General features: G+C 29.3%; 20 protein-coding genes. 10 read left to right on the forward strand and 10 right to left on the reverse strand.

Annotated features, from left to right (window positions below):
• Positions 1-2: 2 nt before the first annotated feature.
• The 5 genes from ACH2BC_RS07345 to ACH2BC_RS07365 form a co-directional block, all read right to left on the reverse strand.
• Positions 3-644: an O-methyltransferase gene (locus ACH2BC_RS07345; RefSeq protein WP_395053344.1), complete on the reverse strand. Its 642-nt coding sequence runs from the start codon at positions 642-644 to the stop codon at positions 3-5.
• Positions 645-648: 4 nt separating this feature from the next.
• Entirely contained in the window at positions 649-915 is a 267-nt protein-coding gene (locus ACH2BC_RS07350) for a type II toxin-antitoxin system RelE/ParE family toxin (RefSeq protein ID WP_395053345.1), read from the reverse strand.
• Positions 908-1,153 carry a hypothetical protein gene (locus ACH2BC_RS07355; protein ID WP_395053346.1) on the reverse strand — a complete coding sequence of 82 codons (246 nt, stop codon included), beginning with the start codon at positions 1,151-1,153 and terminating at the stop codon, positions 908-910. The genes ACH2BC_RS07350 and ACH2BC_RS07355 overlap by 8 nt, the downstream gene beginning before the upstream one ends.
• Before the next feature lie 100 nt (positions 1,154-1,253).
• Positions 1,254-1,457: a type II toxin-antitoxin system RelE/ParE family toxin gene (locus ACH2BC_RS07360; protein WP_395053347.1), complete on the reverse strand. Its 204-nt coding sequence runs from the start codon at positions 1,455-1,457 to the stop codon at positions 1,254-1,256.
• Positions 1,454-1,699 carry a hypothetical protein gene (locus tag ACH2BC_RS07365; protein WP_395053348.1) on the reverse strand — a complete coding sequence of 82 codons (246 nt, stop codon included), beginning with the start codon at positions 1,697-1,699 and terminating at the stop codon, positions 1,454-1,456. The genes ACH2BC_RS07360 and ACH2BC_RS07365 overlap by 4 nt, the downstream gene beginning before the upstream one ends.
• Before the next feature lie 73 nt (positions 1,700-1,772).
• Here ACH2BC_RS07365 and rlmN point away from each other — a divergent pair, with 73 nt between their 5' ends.
• The 6 genes from rlmN (at position 1,773) to dnaG (ending at position 8,982) form a co-directional block, all read left to right on the forward strand.
• Positions 1,773-2,813: a 23S rRNA (adenine(2503)-C(2))-methyltransferase RlmN gene (gene rlmN / locus ACH2BC_RS07370; RefSeq protein ID WP_395053349.1), complete on the forward strand. Its 1,041-nt coding sequence runs from the start codon at positions 1,773-1,775 to the stop codon at positions 2,811-2,813.
• 225 nt (positions 2,814-3,038) lie between these two features.
• The gene (locus ACH2BC_RS07375) at positions 3,039-4,016 is read left to right on the forward strand and encodes a polyprenyl synthetase family protein (RefSeq protein ID WP_395053350.1); all 978 of its coding nucleotides are present in this window, start codon (positions 3,039-3,041) and stop codon (positions 4,014-4,016) included.
• A gap of 430 nt (positions 4,017-4,446) precedes the next feature.
• Entirely contained in the window at positions 4,447-5,007 is a 561-nt protein-coding gene (locus tag ACH2BC_RS07380; RefSeq protein ID WP_395053351.1) for an RNA polymerase sigma factor, read from the forward strand.
• The gene (locus ACH2BC_RS07385; RefSeq protein ID WP_395053352.1) at positions 4,994-5,740 is read left to right on the forward strand and encodes a hypothetical protein; all 747 of its coding nucleotides are present in this window, start codon (positions 4,994-4,996) and stop codon (positions 5,738-5,740) included. The genes ACH2BC_RS07380 and ACH2BC_RS07385 overlap by 14 nt, the downstream gene beginning before the upstream one ends.
• A 48-nt stretch (positions 5,741-5,788) precedes the next feature.
• On the forward strand, positions 5,789-6,856 hold the full coding sequence (locus tag ACH2BC_RS07390; protein ID WP_395053353.1) for a hypothetical protein: 1,068 nt from the start codon (positions 5,789-5,791) through the stop codon (positions 6,854-6,856).
• Between the two features lie 134 nt (positions 6,857-6,990).
• Positions 6,991-8,982 carry a DNA primase gene (gene dnaG, locus ACH2BC_RS07395; protein ID WP_395053354.1) on the forward strand — a complete coding sequence of 664 codons (1,992 nt, stop codon included), beginning with the start codon at positions 6,991-6,993 and terminating at the stop codon, positions 8,980-8,982.
• Positions 8,983-9,052: 70 nt separating this feature from the next.
• Here dnaG and ACH2BC_RS07400 read toward each other — a convergent pair whose 3' ends face one another.
• Entirely contained in the window at positions 9,053-9,682 is a 630-nt protein-coding gene (locus tag ACH2BC_RS07400; protein ID WP_395053355.1) for a LuxR C-terminal-related transcriptional regulator, read from the reverse strand.
• Positions 9,683-9,801: 119 nt separating this feature from the next.
• Positions 9,802-10,608, reverse strand: coding sequence for an NAD(+) synthase (gene nadE, locus ACH2BC_RS07405; protein ID WP_395053356.1), 807 nt, complete (start codon positions 10,606-10,608; stop codon positions 9,802-9,804).
• A 281-nt stretch (positions 10,609-10,889) separates the two neighbouring features.
• On the opposite strand from nadE, the gene gldB reads away from it, so the two are divergent.
• Both gldB and gldC read left to right on the forward strand, forming a co-directional pair.
• The gene (gene gldB, locus ACH2BC_RS07410; protein WP_395053357.1) at positions 10,890-11,849 is read left to right on the forward strand and encodes a gliding motility lipoprotein GldB; all 960 of its coding nucleotides are present in this window, start codon (positions 10,890-10,892) and stop codon (positions 11,847-11,849) included.
• Positions 11,849-12,181, forward strand: a complete 333-nt coding sequence (gldC, locus tag ACH2BC_RS07415) for a gliding motility protein GldC (RefSeq protein ID WP_395053358.1) — start codon at positions 11,849-11,851, stop codon at positions 12,179-12,181. The genes gldB and gldC overlap by 1 nt, the downstream gene beginning before the upstream one ends.
• A gap of 45 nt (positions 12,182-12,226) precedes the next feature.
• On the opposite strand, the gene ACH2BC_RS07420 is transcribed toward gldC, so the two are convergent.
• From ACH2BC_RS07420 to ACH2BC_RS07430, 3 genes are all read right to left on the reverse strand, one after another.
• A complete protein-coding gene (locus ACH2BC_RS07420; RefSeq protein WP_395053359.1) occupies positions 12,227-12,826 on the reverse strand; it encodes a hypothetical protein in 600 nt (199 codons plus the stop codon).
• 1 nt (position 12,827) lies between these two features.
• Entirely contained in the window at positions 12,828-13,448 is a 621-nt protein-coding gene (yihA, locus tag ACH2BC_RS07425) for a ribosome biogenesis GTP-binding protein YihA/YsxC (RefSeq protein WP_395053360.1), read from the reverse strand.
• Between the two features lie 69 nt (positions 13,449-13,517).
• The gene (locus ACH2BC_RS07430) at positions 13,518-14,282 is read right to left on the reverse strand and encodes an alpha/beta fold hydrolase (RefSeq protein ID WP_395053361.1); all 765 of its coding nucleotides are present in this window, start codon (positions 14,280-14,282) and stop codon (positions 13,518-13,520) included.
• Positions 14,283-14,680: 398 nt separating this feature from the next.
• Between ACH2BC_RS07430 and mraZ the strand changes: the two genes are divergently transcribed.
• Positions 14,681-15,154, forward strand: coding sequence for a division/cell wall cluster transcriptional repressor MraZ (gene mraZ, locus ACH2BC_RS07435; protein WP_395053362.1), 474 nt, complete (start codon positions 14,681-14,683; stop codon positions 15,152-15,154).
• Complete coding sequence (gene rsmH, locus ACH2BC_RS07440) at positions 15,129-16,037, forward strand: 16S rRNA (cytosine(1402)-N(4))-methyltransferase RsmH (protein WP_395053363.1); 909 nt, start codon at positions 15,129-15,131, stop codon at positions 16,035-16,037. The genes mraZ and rsmH overlap by 26 nt, the downstream gene beginning before the upstream one ends.
• The last annotated feature ends 23 nt before the right edge of the window (positions 16,038-16,060 follow it).

Consider the following 16,060-nt stretch of genomic DNA (forward strand, 5'->3'; position numbering starts at 1 on the left):
TTCTACAAAACCCTAGAAACCGATAACCCATCTCGAATTGGTAATAAAACTGTTTCTACTCTTTTATCTTCATTTACAATTTTATTGTATTCTAAGAGAATTTTTGTACTAGTATCTTTTGGGTTTAATTCTTCAAGAACTTTGCCACTCCAAAGCACATTATCAGATAAAATAATACCACCTTTATTCATTATTGGCACAATTAAATTAAAATAATTAATGTAATTTTCTTTATCAGCATCAATAAAAACTAAGTCGTATTTTTTATTTAATGTCGGAATAATTTCTAAAGCGCCACCAAGATGAGCCGTAATTTGGTTTTTCCAAGGTGATAAATCAAAATATTTTTGTTGAATTGAAACCAATTCTTCTTTAACATCAATAGTATCTAACGTTCCATCTTTTTGCAAACCTTCTGCCAAGCATAAAGCTGCGTAACCAGTGTAAGTTCCAATTTCTAAAATACTTTTCGGATTTATAATTTTAGATAACATGCTTAAAACTCTTCCTTGAAAATGACCACTTAACATTCTAGGTTGCAGAATTTTTTGATGCGTTTCTTTAAACAATTGAACCAACAATTCTGGTTCTTCTTGCGAATGATTTTCTACGTAAAGTTCTAATTCTTGAGATATGAAGTGCATTTTATTATTTGCTATTTACTGGATTGTGTTTAGAATTAAATATTCTGATAATATCAATTCTATTATTTTTAGTCTGATATAAAATTTTATAATTTTCAACAAATATTCTTCTGCAATCATTTCTGTATTCATCGATTTGATATTGTTCTGCAAAAATTATTTTCTTAGGAGAATTGACTATTTGTGTTAATCTATTTATGGAAATATTATTTTTAATATTTTTTAAATCTTGAATTGCACTTGAAGACCATACAATTTTATAATTAGACATTATACCAACTTTGAATTTCTTTCTCTAAATCTTCTTGAGAAATAAAATTACCGTTTTTAATATCTTCTATTCCTTTGTCAATTAGATTATTATATTGCTCTAGATTTAATGCATTGCCATGCAAATCATAAGATATAATTGCATTTGTTTCCAATAATTTAGCAATCTGAATCAATATCTTTTCATCAGAATTCTCAATTTGTTGATGTATCTTATTTTTTAATTCAGAAATTCCCATAATTCAGTTTTATTTATTGTAATTTAAAATTTTCTAGATCTTGATAATTATTCCAAAAGCGTAGTAAATATAATACATCAGAATCTATATAGTAAAACAGTCAAACTTGTTTTATAATTACAAATTTATAAACATCTTTATAATCACTTTTAACAAATGTTACATTATTATGAGACAATAAGTTTATAGTTTCGTCTACTTTAAAAATAAAATTTTCTACGACTTTTTCATTCCATTCACGCTCTAAATATTCAATATTTTGCCAATAATCTTTCTTTGCAAGAAGTGTCCATTCTATTTTCATTTTTGAAAATAATTAGGATATCTTTTTTTAGTTTCTTCCATTACTAAATCATGTGAAATAGTTTCTTTATTTTCAACTTGAAACAATGCTTTATCAATTGCTTTTTTTTGACTCACAGTTAATATTTCTTTCGCTTCAGTATTTTCAGTATTTTTAAATTTAGTTAAAGAATCAATAATTTTTTTATCATTTATTGAAACTAACCATTCTATTAATTCTAATTTTTGAATTTGAATATCCATAATAATAAATATTAGTAAACAAAATTACAAAATTACAAATAACCAAATCAACAAATTAAACTAAATTTGCACAATGATTGAGAAAAAAGACATCAGAGCCATTTCTAAAACGCAACTTCGAGAATTTTTTGTTTCCAATGGCGACAAATCCTTTCGTGGAAATCAAGTTTACGAATGGTTGTGGAGTAAAGGCGCACATTCTTTTGAAGATATGACCAATGTATCCAAAGAAACACGCACAATGCTAGAAGCCAATTTTGTAATCAATCACATCAATGTCGACACAATGCAACGAAGCGAAGATGGAACAGTAAAAAACGCAGTTCGTTTGCACGATGGTTTGGTAGTAGAAAGTGTTTTAATTCCAACAAATACAAGAACTACAGCTTGCGTTTCAAGCCAAGTTGGTTGCAGTTTAGATTGTAATTTTTGCGCAACAGCACGGCTAAAAAGAATGCGAAATCTAGAGCCAGGCGAAATCTACGACCAAGTTCTAGCCATAGACAACGAAAGTAAATTGTATCACAATCGTCCACTTTCAAACATTGTTTTTATGGGAATGGGCGAACCGTTAATGAACTACAATAACGTAATCAAAGCCATCGATATGATTACATCCAACGAAGGATTGGGAATGTCACCAAAAAGAATTATGGTGTCCACATCTGGAATACCAAAAATGATTAAAAAAATGGCAGACGACGATGTAAAATTCAAATTAGCAGTATCACTTCACTCAGCAATAGACGAAGTTCGAGCCAAAATCATGCCTTTTTCGTCCAATTTTCCACTTAAAGATTTGCGCGAATCGTTAGAATATTGGTACAGCAAAACCAAAAGCAAGGTTTCCTACGAATATGTTGTCTGGAAAGGCATCAATGACAATAAAGAAGCCGTCGCAGCATTGGTAAAATTCTGTAAATACGTTCCGTGCAAAGTCAATTTAATAGAATACAATCCAATTGACGACGGCGAATTTCAACAAGCATCACCAGAAGCAGTAAATCTATACATTTCCGAATTGCAAAAAGTTGGAATCGTAGTCAAAGTAAGAAGAAGTCGAGGCAAAGACATTGATGCAGCTTGCGGTCAACTTGCCAATAAAGAAGCATAAAATTCTTCATAAGTAGCAAATGGCTTGGGCATTTTCAATAAACCATTTTCCTGCTGTCATTCCAATCTTTCTTGTCTTGAACTTGTTTCAAGATCTTGAAACAAGTTCAAGACAAGAAAGGATTTCCATTCCCATCAGGGCTAAAAAACATACCATTTCAACTAAAGTTAAGTTTATAATAACAACATCATTTCTATCTACAAAATCCCTATTTTTGTAGCAACAATGAACATCACTGCACAAATAAAACAGCCAATTAACAAAGAAATGGAACTTTTCGAGAAAAAGTTCTACGAATCGATGACTTCCAAAGTGGCTTTGCTAAATCGAATAACCTATTATATTGTAAACAGAAAAGGAAAACAAATGCGACCAATGTTTGTTTTTCTAACTGCCAAAATGATTTCCAACGGTATAGTTAATGAAAGAACCTATCGTGGCGCAAGTGTTATTGAACTTATTCACACCGCAACTTTGGTTCACGACGACGTTGTAGATGACAGTAATCGTAGAAGAGGTTTCTTCTCAATAAATGCACTTTGGAAAAATAAAATTGCAGTTCTTGTTGGCGATTTTCTACTTTCGAAAGGATTGTTACTTTCTATAGACAATGGCGATTTTGATTTACTAAGAATAATTTCAGTTGCCGTTCGCGAAATGAGCGAAGGCGAATTACTTCAAATAGAAAAAGCAAGACGATTAGACATAGATGAAGAAATCTACTACGAAATCATCCGACAAAAAACAGCTACACTTATTGCTGCATGCTGCGCACTTGGTGCAAAATCAGTTTCAGAAGATGAAATTTTAGTAGAAAAAATGCGAAAATTTGGTGAACTCATCGGAATGGCATTTCAAATTAAAGACGATTTATTTGATTATACAGACGAAGCCATTGGTAAACCAACAGGAATTGACATCAAAGAACAAAAAATGACGCTACCTTTAATATATGCTTTAAACAATTGTTCAAGCAAAGAAAAAAGTTGGTGCATCAATTCTATTAAAAATCACAACAAAGACAAAAAACGAGTAAAAGAAGTAATCCAATTTGTAAAAGACAAAAACGGATTAACTTACGCAGAAAGTAAAATGGTTCAATTTCAGCAAGAAGCACTTGAATTGCTTAAAGATTTTCAATATTCAGAATATAAGGACAGTCTTATCTTAATGGTTAATTATGTTATTGAACGTAAGAAGTAAAGTTTTCAATATCAAAAATCAATATCAAAAATCAATATCAAAAATTAATATCAAAAATTAATAATAAAAATTAATAATAAAAATTAATTTCAACGCAAATTCATAATAACAGTTATCCCAAAGTTTGTCATTCCGTAGGAATCTCACAATAGAATTGCAAAATTAACTTCAGCGCAATCTTGTCATTCTGACGAAGGAAGAATCTCACCAACATAAATAAAGTAGTTTGATGAGATTCTTCCTGCGTCAGAATGACAAAAAAAGGCAAAAAATTGAACCGTAAATAATTTATAATCAATAAATTATAAAATATTATAATTATTTTTACAAAATCATGCAACCTTTTTACAACTACAATCGTCTATGCTAATAGAAGACTGTAACGAACGTAATAAACTGAACACTGAACACTGAGCACTGAACACTAAAAATGAAAGTAATAAACTTACATCAAGAAGAAAAAGAATTAATCGAGTTAGCTGTCGCCAACAACAGACATGCGCAACAAAAGATTTATTCTAAGTTTTCGCCAAAAATGTTAAGTGTTTGCAGACAATACATTAAAGATTTGCACAATGCAGAAGACATAATGATTACTGCTTTCATGAAAGTCTTTACCAATTTAAATAAGTTTGAACACAAAGGAAGCTTTGAAGGTTGGATAAGAAGAATAATCATAAACGAATGTATTTCCTATATCAGAGTTCAGAAAAAAGTTAAGTTTATTGAAGACGAAAATTATTTCGAAGACAGTTTTAACAATATTGAAAGTCAGTTTTCTGTAGATGATATTCAATCTTTAATTGACAATTTGCCAGATGGTTATAAAATGGTTTTTAATTTATATTGTGTAGAAGGATTTAAGCATCAAGAAATTGCGACAATGTTGGGTATTAATGAAGGAACATCAAAATCGCAATTATCGCACGCTAGAAAAATGTTGAAAGAACAGATTAACAAGTTAAAAAATTACAGTAATGGAACAGAATAATATAGAAAATCAAATAAGAGAAAAATTAAATTCTCGCGAAATTAAACCAACCGAAATGGCTTGGGATAGACTGGACGCAATGCTTACGGTTGCCGAAGAAAAAAAATCTAAAAAAGGATTTAGTTGGTTATTTATTGCTGCTTGTTTTTTAGGAATGTTAACTCTTGGAACAATTATTTATCAATTAAATTCAAATGAAATTGCAATTGATAATGAAGTTGTAAATCAGAACAATAACAATAACAATAACAATAGCAATAACAAAATTCAAAATTCAAAAGTAATTCAAGAAGATGAAAATCAAGAAATTGAACATCCAATAGAAAAAATTCAACAAATAATTCAATCCAACAACAATACAAAACTTGCAACTCGCAACTCGCTACCCGAAATAAATAATTCAATCATCAATCAAAAAACAACAGAGAAAATAGTAAAAGAAATTTCATTACAAACAGATCAAGTTATTGTTCAAGTTGAAAATCCTATTACGGAAAACAAAGAAATTGCAACAACCAACAAACAAATAGATGTTTCTGCAGAAACACTTTTAGCATCAGTCGACAAAGCTAGAAAATCTGTAAAACAAACTAAAGTTTCGGTAAATGCAAGCAGTTTATTATCGCAAGTTGATGGCGAAATAAACAAAGATTACAGAGAAACAAATTTTCAAAAACTAAAACGAAATTTTGAAACTGTAAAAGTTGCTGTTGCTAACAGAAATAATCAATAAATCATTAATCAGAATCTGAAATCAATTCAGATTAAAAAACTAGAAATTATGAGAAATTTAATCGTTTACTTAACACTAATCTTGTGCCTTTTTGTTAGCAAAATTGTAGCTCAAGAAAACACCTTCGAAGCCAGAGCAAATGCAATTGCAGTAAAAATTGAAACTATAACTCAAAACGAAAAAGAGAGTTTGAAAAAAGAAATTGAAGACCTTAATTCTCAAGTAGAAAAAGGAACAATTTCTCAAGCGCAAGCAGATGTAAAAAAACAACAGTTGGCAGAAGTTAGAGCAAAAAATATTGAAACAAGAGTTGCCTCATTACAAGATGAATTAAAAAATTTAGTTCAAGAAAAAGTAGATGGAAAACTTAGTGAAAGTTATAAAAAAGGTGGTTTTGGAGTAATTTTTAATAAATCATCTGGAAAAAACAGTGAAAAATATCAAAAATACAGAGATTCACTTGATAATGTTTCTGAAAAAAGAACCACATCGCAATTTATTTTTGCAGCAGGATTTAACAATTTAGCAACAGATGGAAAGGCAGAAAATTCAGATTTTAGATATCTTGGATCACACTTTTACGAATGGGGAACAACTTTAAATACAAGAATTTTAAACAATAGTAATTTGTTACATTTAAAATACGGAATGTCATTAATGTACAACAATCTTCGTCCTACAGAAGATAGAATATTTGTAAAATCTGGTAATCAAACTTTATTACAAACGAGTTCAATTGATTTACAAGATTCAAGATTTAGAAACGTATATTTAGTTGCGCCATTGCATTTAGAATTCGATTTTTCTAAAACTAAAATAAAAGAAGATGGAACCAAATTATTTAAATCGCACCAAAGTTTAAGACTAGGTTTTGGTGGTTATGCTGGATTAAGAATTAAATCTAAGCAATTTCAAAAATTTGAAGATGATGGTCAAGATTATAAAGTAAAACAAAAAGGTGATTTTAATGTAAACAATTTTATTTACGGAATTAGTGGATATATTGGTTATAAAGAAATGAGTTTATATGCAAAATACGATTTAAATCCAATGTTTGAAAACAATGTTGTAAAACAAAATAACATTTCATTAGGTGTACGTTTCGATTTTAATTAACAAAATTTATTTTAGGATTAGTTACATATCAACTGCAAGGTTTTTTAAAAATCGTGCAGTTTTTTTTATTTAAACGTGTAACTTTAAACCCTCAAACTTTTAAACCCAATAAACTTTTAAACCTTTTTTTTAAATTGATTACTAAAGACACTATAGATAAAGTTTACGAAACAGCAAGAGTTGAAGAAGTCATTGGCGATTTTGTTCAACTAAAACGTGCTGGAAGTAATTTTAAAGGTTTGAGTCCGTTTTCAGACGAGCGTTCGCCATCGTTTATGGTTTCGCCAGCCAAAGGAATTTGGAAAGATTTTTCATCAGGAAAAGGAGGAAATGCCATAGCTTTTGTAATGGAACACGAACATTTTTCCTATCCAGAAGCCATCAGATATTTGGCAAAAAAATACAATATTGAAATTGTTGAAACCGAACTTTCTAACGAAGAAAAAGAAAGTGCCAACGAAAAAGAAAGTTTGTATTTAGTTTCAGAATTTGCATCCAACTATTTTCAAGATGTACTTTTAAATTCTGAAGAAGGAAAAGCAATTGGTTATTCATATTTCAAAGAACGCGGATTTACAAATGATACTATTAAGAAATTCAATTTAGGATATTCGCCAAATATTTGGGACGCATTTACCAAAGAAGCACTTGGAAAAGGTTATAAACTAGAATTTTTAGAAAAAACTGGACTAACAATTGTTGGCGAAGACAAACAGTTTGATAGATTTAAAGGTCGCGTAATGTTTCCAATTCAATCCATGTCAGGTAGAGTTTTGGGTTTTGGTGGTCGAATTTTAACTAATGATAAAAAAGCAGCCAAGTATTTAAACTCGCCAGAAAGCGATTTGTATCATAAAAGCAAAGTCTTGTACGGAATTTTTCATGCTAAACAAGCTATTGCAAAACTAGACAATTGTTTTTTGGTTGAAGGTTACACTGATGTTATTCAAATGCATCAAGCCGGAATTGACAACGTAGTTTCTTCCTCTGGTACAGCTTTAACATCTGATCAAATTAGATTAATAAACAGATTAACTAAAAATATTACAGTACTTTTTGATGGTGATGCTGCAGGTTTGCGAGCTTCAATTCGTGGAATTGATTTAATTCTTGAAGAAGGAATGAACGTAAAAGTATGTACTTTTCCAGATGGAGAAGATCCAGACAGTTTTGCTAAAAAAACACCTTTGCAAGATTTAATAGTGTATCTAGAAGAAAATGCCATGGATTTTATTCAGTTTAAAGCATCTATTTTAATGAAAGATGCCAAGAATGATCCTATAAAAAAAGCTGATTTAATTAGAGATATGGTAGCAAGTATTTCTAAAATTCCAGACAGAATTAAACGCGAAGTTTACATTAAAGAAGTATCAAGAATTATGGATATTTCTGAAGATGTTTTGTTTAATACTTTGGCGCAAATTGTAAAAAAAGACGTTCAAGAAATTGGTAAAAAATTAAAGCAAGAGCAAACTGCATTTGAAGTTCATAAAAATGAAAATATTGTTATAAGTGCAACTGTTGATATTCAGTTTGAACTAGAACATAAAATTATAGAAATTCTACTTTTGTACGGAAATGTAGAAGACGAATTTGAAGACATTTTGCTAAAAGCAAATGAAAACGGCGAAATGGTTGAGGTAAAAGAACTTAATAATTACAAAGTTTTTAATAGAATTTTCTTGAGCTTGCAAGAAGATGAAATTCAACTGGCAAACCCACTTTTTCAAGAAATTTACACTAATTTGATTTCATATTTTAATGAAAATGAAACCTTTGAATTAGAAAAATATTTATCGCAACTTTCACCAGATTTGTCTCAAGAAGTTACATCTATATTAATGAATGACGAGCGCGACGTGTTGCATAATTGGGAAGCAAAACACATTTACGTAAAACAAAAAGACAAAACCATTGCACAATATGTTTCAGAAACCATACTAACATTAAGATGGTTTTTAGTAAATAAAATTATAGATGAATTAAAAACTTCTGTAAAAAATGAAGTTTCTCTAGAAGAGGAAGTTCAAGATAATAATGAAACTTTATCTATGGTTATTGATTATTTAGGACTTACTAATATGTTTTCTAAAAAATTAGGAAGAGTAATATCCAGACACAATTAAATAAAAATAGAAATTCCAAATTCCAATAGATTATCAATTGAAATTTGGAATTTTAAAATTTGGTAGTTATTTAAACAATATCCAAAGTTTTAGCTTTGTTAACTAAATCAACTAAATTAGTTACATTCAATTTTTGAAGCAATCTTAATTTATAAGTAGAAATAGTTTTTTCGTTCAAACCTAAAATTTTAGAGACTTCGTTGTTTTTCTTTCCGTCACACAAATAACGCAAAACCTCGATTTCTCTATTAGAAAGTTTTCTGTATAATCTTTCGCTCTTATTTTGTTTAGCAATTAAAGCTAAATTTTTCTTTATACTTTCACTCATCATAATCAAACCTTGATGAACTCTAATAATAGTTGTCCCAAGAGTTTCTAATTTGGCAGATTTGTGAACATATCCAGAAACACCACTTTTAATAGCATTTGGAGCATAAATTTGTTCGTTTAAATTTGTAAAAACTAAAACTTTAGTTTCAGGAAAATTTTTAATAATAGCTTTTAGTTCATAGATACTTTTAAGTCCATCTAGTTCTAAATCAATGACTAATACATTAATTTCTTTATTTCTTAGTGCGTCTGGAACCATAAAAAAGCTTCCAACGTTAGAAACAACATTAATTTCTGGATGATCTTTAAAATATGCTTTTACGCCAAAATGAACAACTGGGAAATTATCGGCTAGGCAAACATTTATCATAATTGTAATTTATTAATGGTCAATTTATTTGTTTTAATAATTTGTCAGTATAATTTAATTATTTAGCAAGATGTAAAGGTATTAAAAAATTGCTAAACAATTGTTAAAATTATGAATCTTTATCTCAAATTCACAGGTATATTACAAATTGGTATAGGATTCATCTTATGAAAATTGCTTTTGTTTAACTTATTATAAATTTCAAAAACTACCTTTTCTCTTCCTACAAAATTTTCTGCAACACTATTTTTTTCATTTTCTATCATTGCCCATTCTAGTTCGTCGTAGCTTGCTCCCAGCTGATCTTCGTCGGTTCTGCTATCTCCAAATAATCCATCTGTAGGAAAAGCAACTAGAATAGAATCAGGAATCTTTAAATAATTTCCTAGCGCATAAACATCACTTTTCATTAAATCTGCAATCGGACTCAAATCTACACCGCCATCGCCATACTTTGTGTAAAATCCTACACCAAAATCTTCAACTTTATTTCCAGTACCTACAACTAATTTATTATTTATTCCAGCAAAGTAGAATAAAGTGGTCATGCGCAATCTTGCTCTAGTGTTTGCCATTGATAAATTGTGCTTGATTTTATCATCACCTTGAGGCATTTCAGCTTTAAAAGTATCGTAAGTTGATGTTAAATTTACCTCAACATTAGTAACATTTTTAAAACGAGACTTCAACTGTTCAATGTGCTCTTTTCCTCTATTTACTTGGCTTTCCGCTTGGTGTATAGGCATTTCTATACATAAAACAGGCAATCCAGTTTGGGCACAAAGTGTTGAGGTAACTGCCGAGTCAACTCCACCAGAAATTCCAATTACAAATCCGTTAACTTTAGCATTTTCAGCATAAATTTTTAACCAATCAACAATTAAATCGTTAACTTTTTCTACATTAATTGTACTCTTCTTTTTCATTTTATTCGCGCAAATTATAAATTGGAAATGTATATTTGCAAAAATAATAATTTTAAATTAAATACGTTTTAATTTTAGAAGCAATTTCCAGCTTTACATTACAATCTTTTTTAATTTTATGTTGTTTTTCTAAATAAAAAAAGAACTTCTTTGGTCGTTTTTTTTTATCAAGAAAAAACTAACTCAAAATTAAAAAAGGATTTACATTTCAATCTAGGCTAATTTCTGAATAAATTTTCTTAATTATTTACATTTTAAACTTTTTTTCTTACATAATTCCAATGAAAAAATATCTTTTTATAATTATAAGTTTTGTAGTAATCTCGTGCGATAAAAAAAGCAAAGTAGAAAATGCTATAGAAGACATTCCAATGACAATGAAAGTTGTTCGGTTTGATCAAGCATTTTTTGAATCAAAACCTTCAAATTTGCAAGTTTTAAAAGCACAATATCCATTTTTCTTTGATCCAGGAACGCCAGATGAATATTGGATAGAAAAGATGCAAAACCCAGATTGGCGTGCTTTGTACGATGCAAGTCAAACTAAATTCAAAGATTTTAGTGCTCAAAAACAAGAAATAGAAGCGCTTTTTAAACACATAAAATATTATTTTCCGCAAGTAACAACTCCAACAGTTTATACTTTAATATCCGAAGTAAACCCAGATACAAAAGCCATTTACGCCAACGATAAATTGTTAATTGCAATAGAATTATATTTAGGAAAAGACACTAAATTCTATCAACCATTTCCAGAGTATTTAAAAGCCAATTTCGAACCAAGACAAATGATGCCAGACATTGTTCAATCATTTGCCTACGGAATTTTAAAACTACCAACAGACGAAACATTATTATCACTAATGATTTATTCTGGAAAAGAATTGTATTTAAAAGATATTTTACTTCCAGATTATACCGAAGCAGAAAGAATTGGTTACACAAACGAACAACTTAAATTTTGTCAAGAAAACGAACAATACGTTTGGACACGTTTTATTGAAGATAAATTACTCTTTAGTTCAGAGTCTAAATTGGCAAATCGTTTTATAAATCCAGCACCATTTTCTAAATTCTATCTGGAAATAGACAACCAAACTCCAGGAAGAATTGGTCAATTTACAGGTTGGCAAATTGTGCGTTCTTTTGTAGAAAACAATCCAGAAGTTGCTTTGCAAGATGTTTTAAAACTAGACGCAAAACAATTATTTGAAAGATCTAAATACAAACCCAAAAAATAATGAGTACAATAACATCAGAAATAAAATTTCTAGTAGAACTAGACGAAAATAGAGTTCCAGAAAAATTAACTTGGACAGCACAAGATGGTGGCGTTCAACTTGAAGAAGCTAAAGCAATGTTACTCTCTGTTTGGGATGGAAAAGCGCAAGAAACACTTCGCATAGATTTATGGACAAAAGAAATGCCTGTAGACGAAATGAAATTATTTTTTCATCAAACTTTGGTTGCAATGGCAGACACTTTTCAACGAGCAACACAAGATGAAACTATGGCAGACACAATGAGAGATTTCTGTGATTATTTTGCCGAGAAGTTGGAGTTAACTAAATAAAAAAAGGTTCGCAATTTGCGAACTTTTACGCTTAGAATGTATAACTTAATTTAAAGATTTTTTTTCTAATAATTTCATTAATTTTTTATAGCTACCAATTATTAACATATTAGAATTTTTAGAAAAATTAACATCGCTTCTACTTTCAAAAAGCTTAGTACTACCACTTATTGTTTGAGAATAAATAATTTCAGATAAATTAATATCATAAACTTCAAGAACTACTTCTGATTGATTTGTTTTTTCTGTTTTAAAATTGCTTGATGAAATATCAACGCCTCCAAATTCTTCTTTAATAATAATAGCTTTTATATTTATCAGATAATCATAACCTTTACAGCCAATATTAATTTTTTTTAAAACTTCTTTACTTGAATTAATTTCAATTTTTTTAGGCAAAATTATAGAATTAACATCACCAATTTTGTAAAATCTTAATCCTAAAATTCTACCAAAGTCTTTATTTACTTTATCTTTCAATTGTTTATAAACAGAATTTGGACAATCAATTTCGTTTAATAGCCATTTTCCTTTAGTAAAATCTAGTCCTATGGTTTGACTTTTATTTTTTACAATATAACTAGCAGTTGAGCATCCAGTTAAAATTAAAGAAAACAATAAAAAAAATATTTTAATTTTATTCATATTAAAACTCATTCAAATCTTTATAAACATCAACATTAATTTCTTCAATATATTTAAGAAGTTCTTCTTTTCCAGTTCCTTCTGTTGCAGAGGTTATAAAATAAGGTGGCATTTCTTCCCAATTATTAGCAAGTAATTCTTTTTTATAAGCGGCAACGTGCATTGCTATTTTACTTTTACCAAGTTTATCTGCTTTAGTAAAAACTATGCAAAAAGGTATTTCGCTTTCGCCAAGATATTCTATAAATTCTAAGTCAATTTTTTGAGCTTCAAGACGAATATCAATTAGCACAAAGGCACTAACTAGTTGTTGTCTAGTTTCAAAATAATCTGTTATAAATTCTTGAAAAACTTCTTTGGTTTTTTTAGAAACTCTAGCATATCCATAACCTGGTAAATCTACTAAAAACCAATTAGAATTAATTTTAAAATGATTTATAAGTTGAGTTTTTCCTGGTTTTCCAGATGTTTTTGCCAAGTTTTTATGATTGGTAATCATATTTATTAATGACGATTTCCCAACATTAGATCGACCAATAAAAGCATATTCTGGCAAACGTTCCGTTGGACATTTTGTTACATCTGAATTGCTTATTATAAATTCGGCGGTATTAATTTTCATTGTAAACTCATTGCGAGGCACGAAGCAATCTCGTGATAGTAATTATTTTTTTTTAATAGTTTTAAACTGCTACAAATGCACTTTCTCTAACCAACTTGCCATTATAGTATTAAATTCATCAGGATGTTCCATCATTGCAGCATGACCGCATTTGTCAATCCAATATAAAGAAGAGTTTGGCAATAATTTATCAAATTCTACAGCAACTTCTGGCGGTGTAACTTTATCGTTTTTACCCCAAATAATTGCAGTAGGTACATGCATTTTTGGTAAATCTTTAGCCATATTATGACGAATGGCACTTTTGGCAATCGTTAATGTTTTTATCAATTTTATTCTGTCATTTGCCATTGCATAAACTTCATCTACAATTTCTTTTGTAGCAACTTTTGGATCATAAAATACATCTTCAGCTTTCTTTTGAATGTAGTCATAATCGCCTCTTCTTGGGTAACTATCTCCCATTGCGCTTTCATAAAGTCCTGAACTTCCAGTAATTATAAGTCCAAGCATTTTCTCTGGATACATTTTCGTATGATACAAAGCAATGTGTCCGCCAAGTGAATTTCCCAATAAAATTACTCTGTCAAAACCTTTATAGGTAATAAAATCTTTAACGTATCTAGCAAATGCTTTTACATTGGTTTTTAATAAACTTTGTGTATAAATTGGCAATTCAGGTATTACAATTTTATATCCTTTAGAAGGAAAAAAATTGGCAACTCCATCAAAGTTGCTCAATCCACCCATTAATCCATGAAGAATTACTATTGGCGTTCCTTCACCAGCTTCTATATAACTATATTTTCCTTCTTTTTTTACGGTAAGATTCATTTTCTTGTCCAAATTTCAATTGTTACAAATATAGTTTTTTATATAGCAAATCCTATTGATTAATGGTTATTTTCAAGTTTTTTCTTTCTATTTTGAGTAAGTTTAAAATCACTATAACAGTAATTATCAACATTTAAAATCAAAAATTTAAATAAAATTTAAATTTCTAATTTATATAATTTTATTGAAAAATTCGCAATAATATATTTACAAAACGATATTTATTTCAATAGAATCAACAATTCGTAATCTTTTGTTAAACAATATGTTTATTTAAATTATCAAAACAATATTTCGAATACTGTTAAAGTGGTAAAACTTATCAACAAAGTGGTAGTATGTGGTAAATTGTGGTAAAATATTTTATATTTTTGCTCAAGTCATTTAAAAATTATTTGTTGAATACAATAATTGGAACATACGAGTGTAAAGTTGATGCCAAAGGAAGGTTGCTTTTGCCTGCGCCATTTAAAAAGCAACTTGCAGCTTCTCTTAAAGACGGTTTTGTCTTGAAGCGTTCTGTTTTTCAACCTTGTTTAGAATTGTATCCAATGAGTGAATGGAATTTAATGATGCTTAAAATCAATAAGTTAAACAAGTTCGTAAAAAAGAATAATGATTTCATTCGTCGTTTTACCGCTGGAGTTAAAGTGGTTGAAATTGATGCTTTAGGCAGATTATTAGTTCCTAAAGATTTAACAAATTTTGCTCAAATTTCCAAAGATATTGTCTTGTCGTCGGCAGTAAATATTATCGAAATTTGGGATAAAGACTTGTATGAAAAAGCAATTGACGATTCAGTAATAGACTTTGCCGATTTGGCCGAAGACGTAATGGGAAATGTAAATGACGACGAAAATGGACTATCATAATCCTGTTCTTTTAAAAGAAACCGTTGATGGTTTAAATATAAATCCTAGCGGAATTTATGTTGATGTAACTTTTGGCGGTGGCGGACATTCTAAAGAAATTTTGAGTCGGTTAAATGCTGACGGAAAATTATTTGGATTTGATCAAGATGAAGATGCGTGGGAAAATGCTTTGCCAGATGAACGATTTATTTTAATACAAGAAAATTTTAGATACATAAAACGTTTTTTAAGATTTCATAACATAAAAAGTGTTGACGGAATTCTGGCAGATTTAGGAGTTTCCTCTCATCAATTTGATGTTCCAGAAAGAGGTTTTTCTACTCGATTTGATGCCGATTTAGATATGAGAATGAGTAAGAAAAACGAATTGAATGCACATAAAATTATCAATCAATACGATGAAGCCAATTTAAAAAGAGTTTTTCTTGATTATGGCGAATTAAAAAATGCCTCCGCAATTGCAAGAGTAATTATTGAAGCAAGAGAATTAGCACCAATTGATAAAACAGACGAATTAAAACAAGTTTTAGAACGGTTTTTACCAGAACGAGTTAGGAATAAAGTTTTGGCTCAAATGTATCAAGCTATTCGAATTGAAGTAAATAAAGAAATGGATGTTTTAAAAGAATTTCTAGAACAATCATTAGAATTATTGAAGCCAGAAGGACGATTAAGTGTAATATCATACCATTCACTAGAAGATAGATTGGTAAAAAGATTTATAAAAAACGGAATGTTTGAAGGTGAACCAGAACGCGATTTCTTCGGAAATTTTTCTGTTCCATTCAAAACTATTGGTAAATTAATTATTCCATCCGATGCAGAAATTAAAATAAACAATAGAGCAAGAAGTGCCAAATTACGAATAGCAGAGAAGAAATAGTTTTTAGTGATCAGTGATCAGAG

Origin of the sequence: Flavobacterium sp., assembly GCF_043760115.1 — a bacterium.
Taxonomy (GTDB): Bacteria; Bacteroidota; Bacteroidia; order Flavobacteriales; family Flavobacteriaceae; genus Flavobacterium.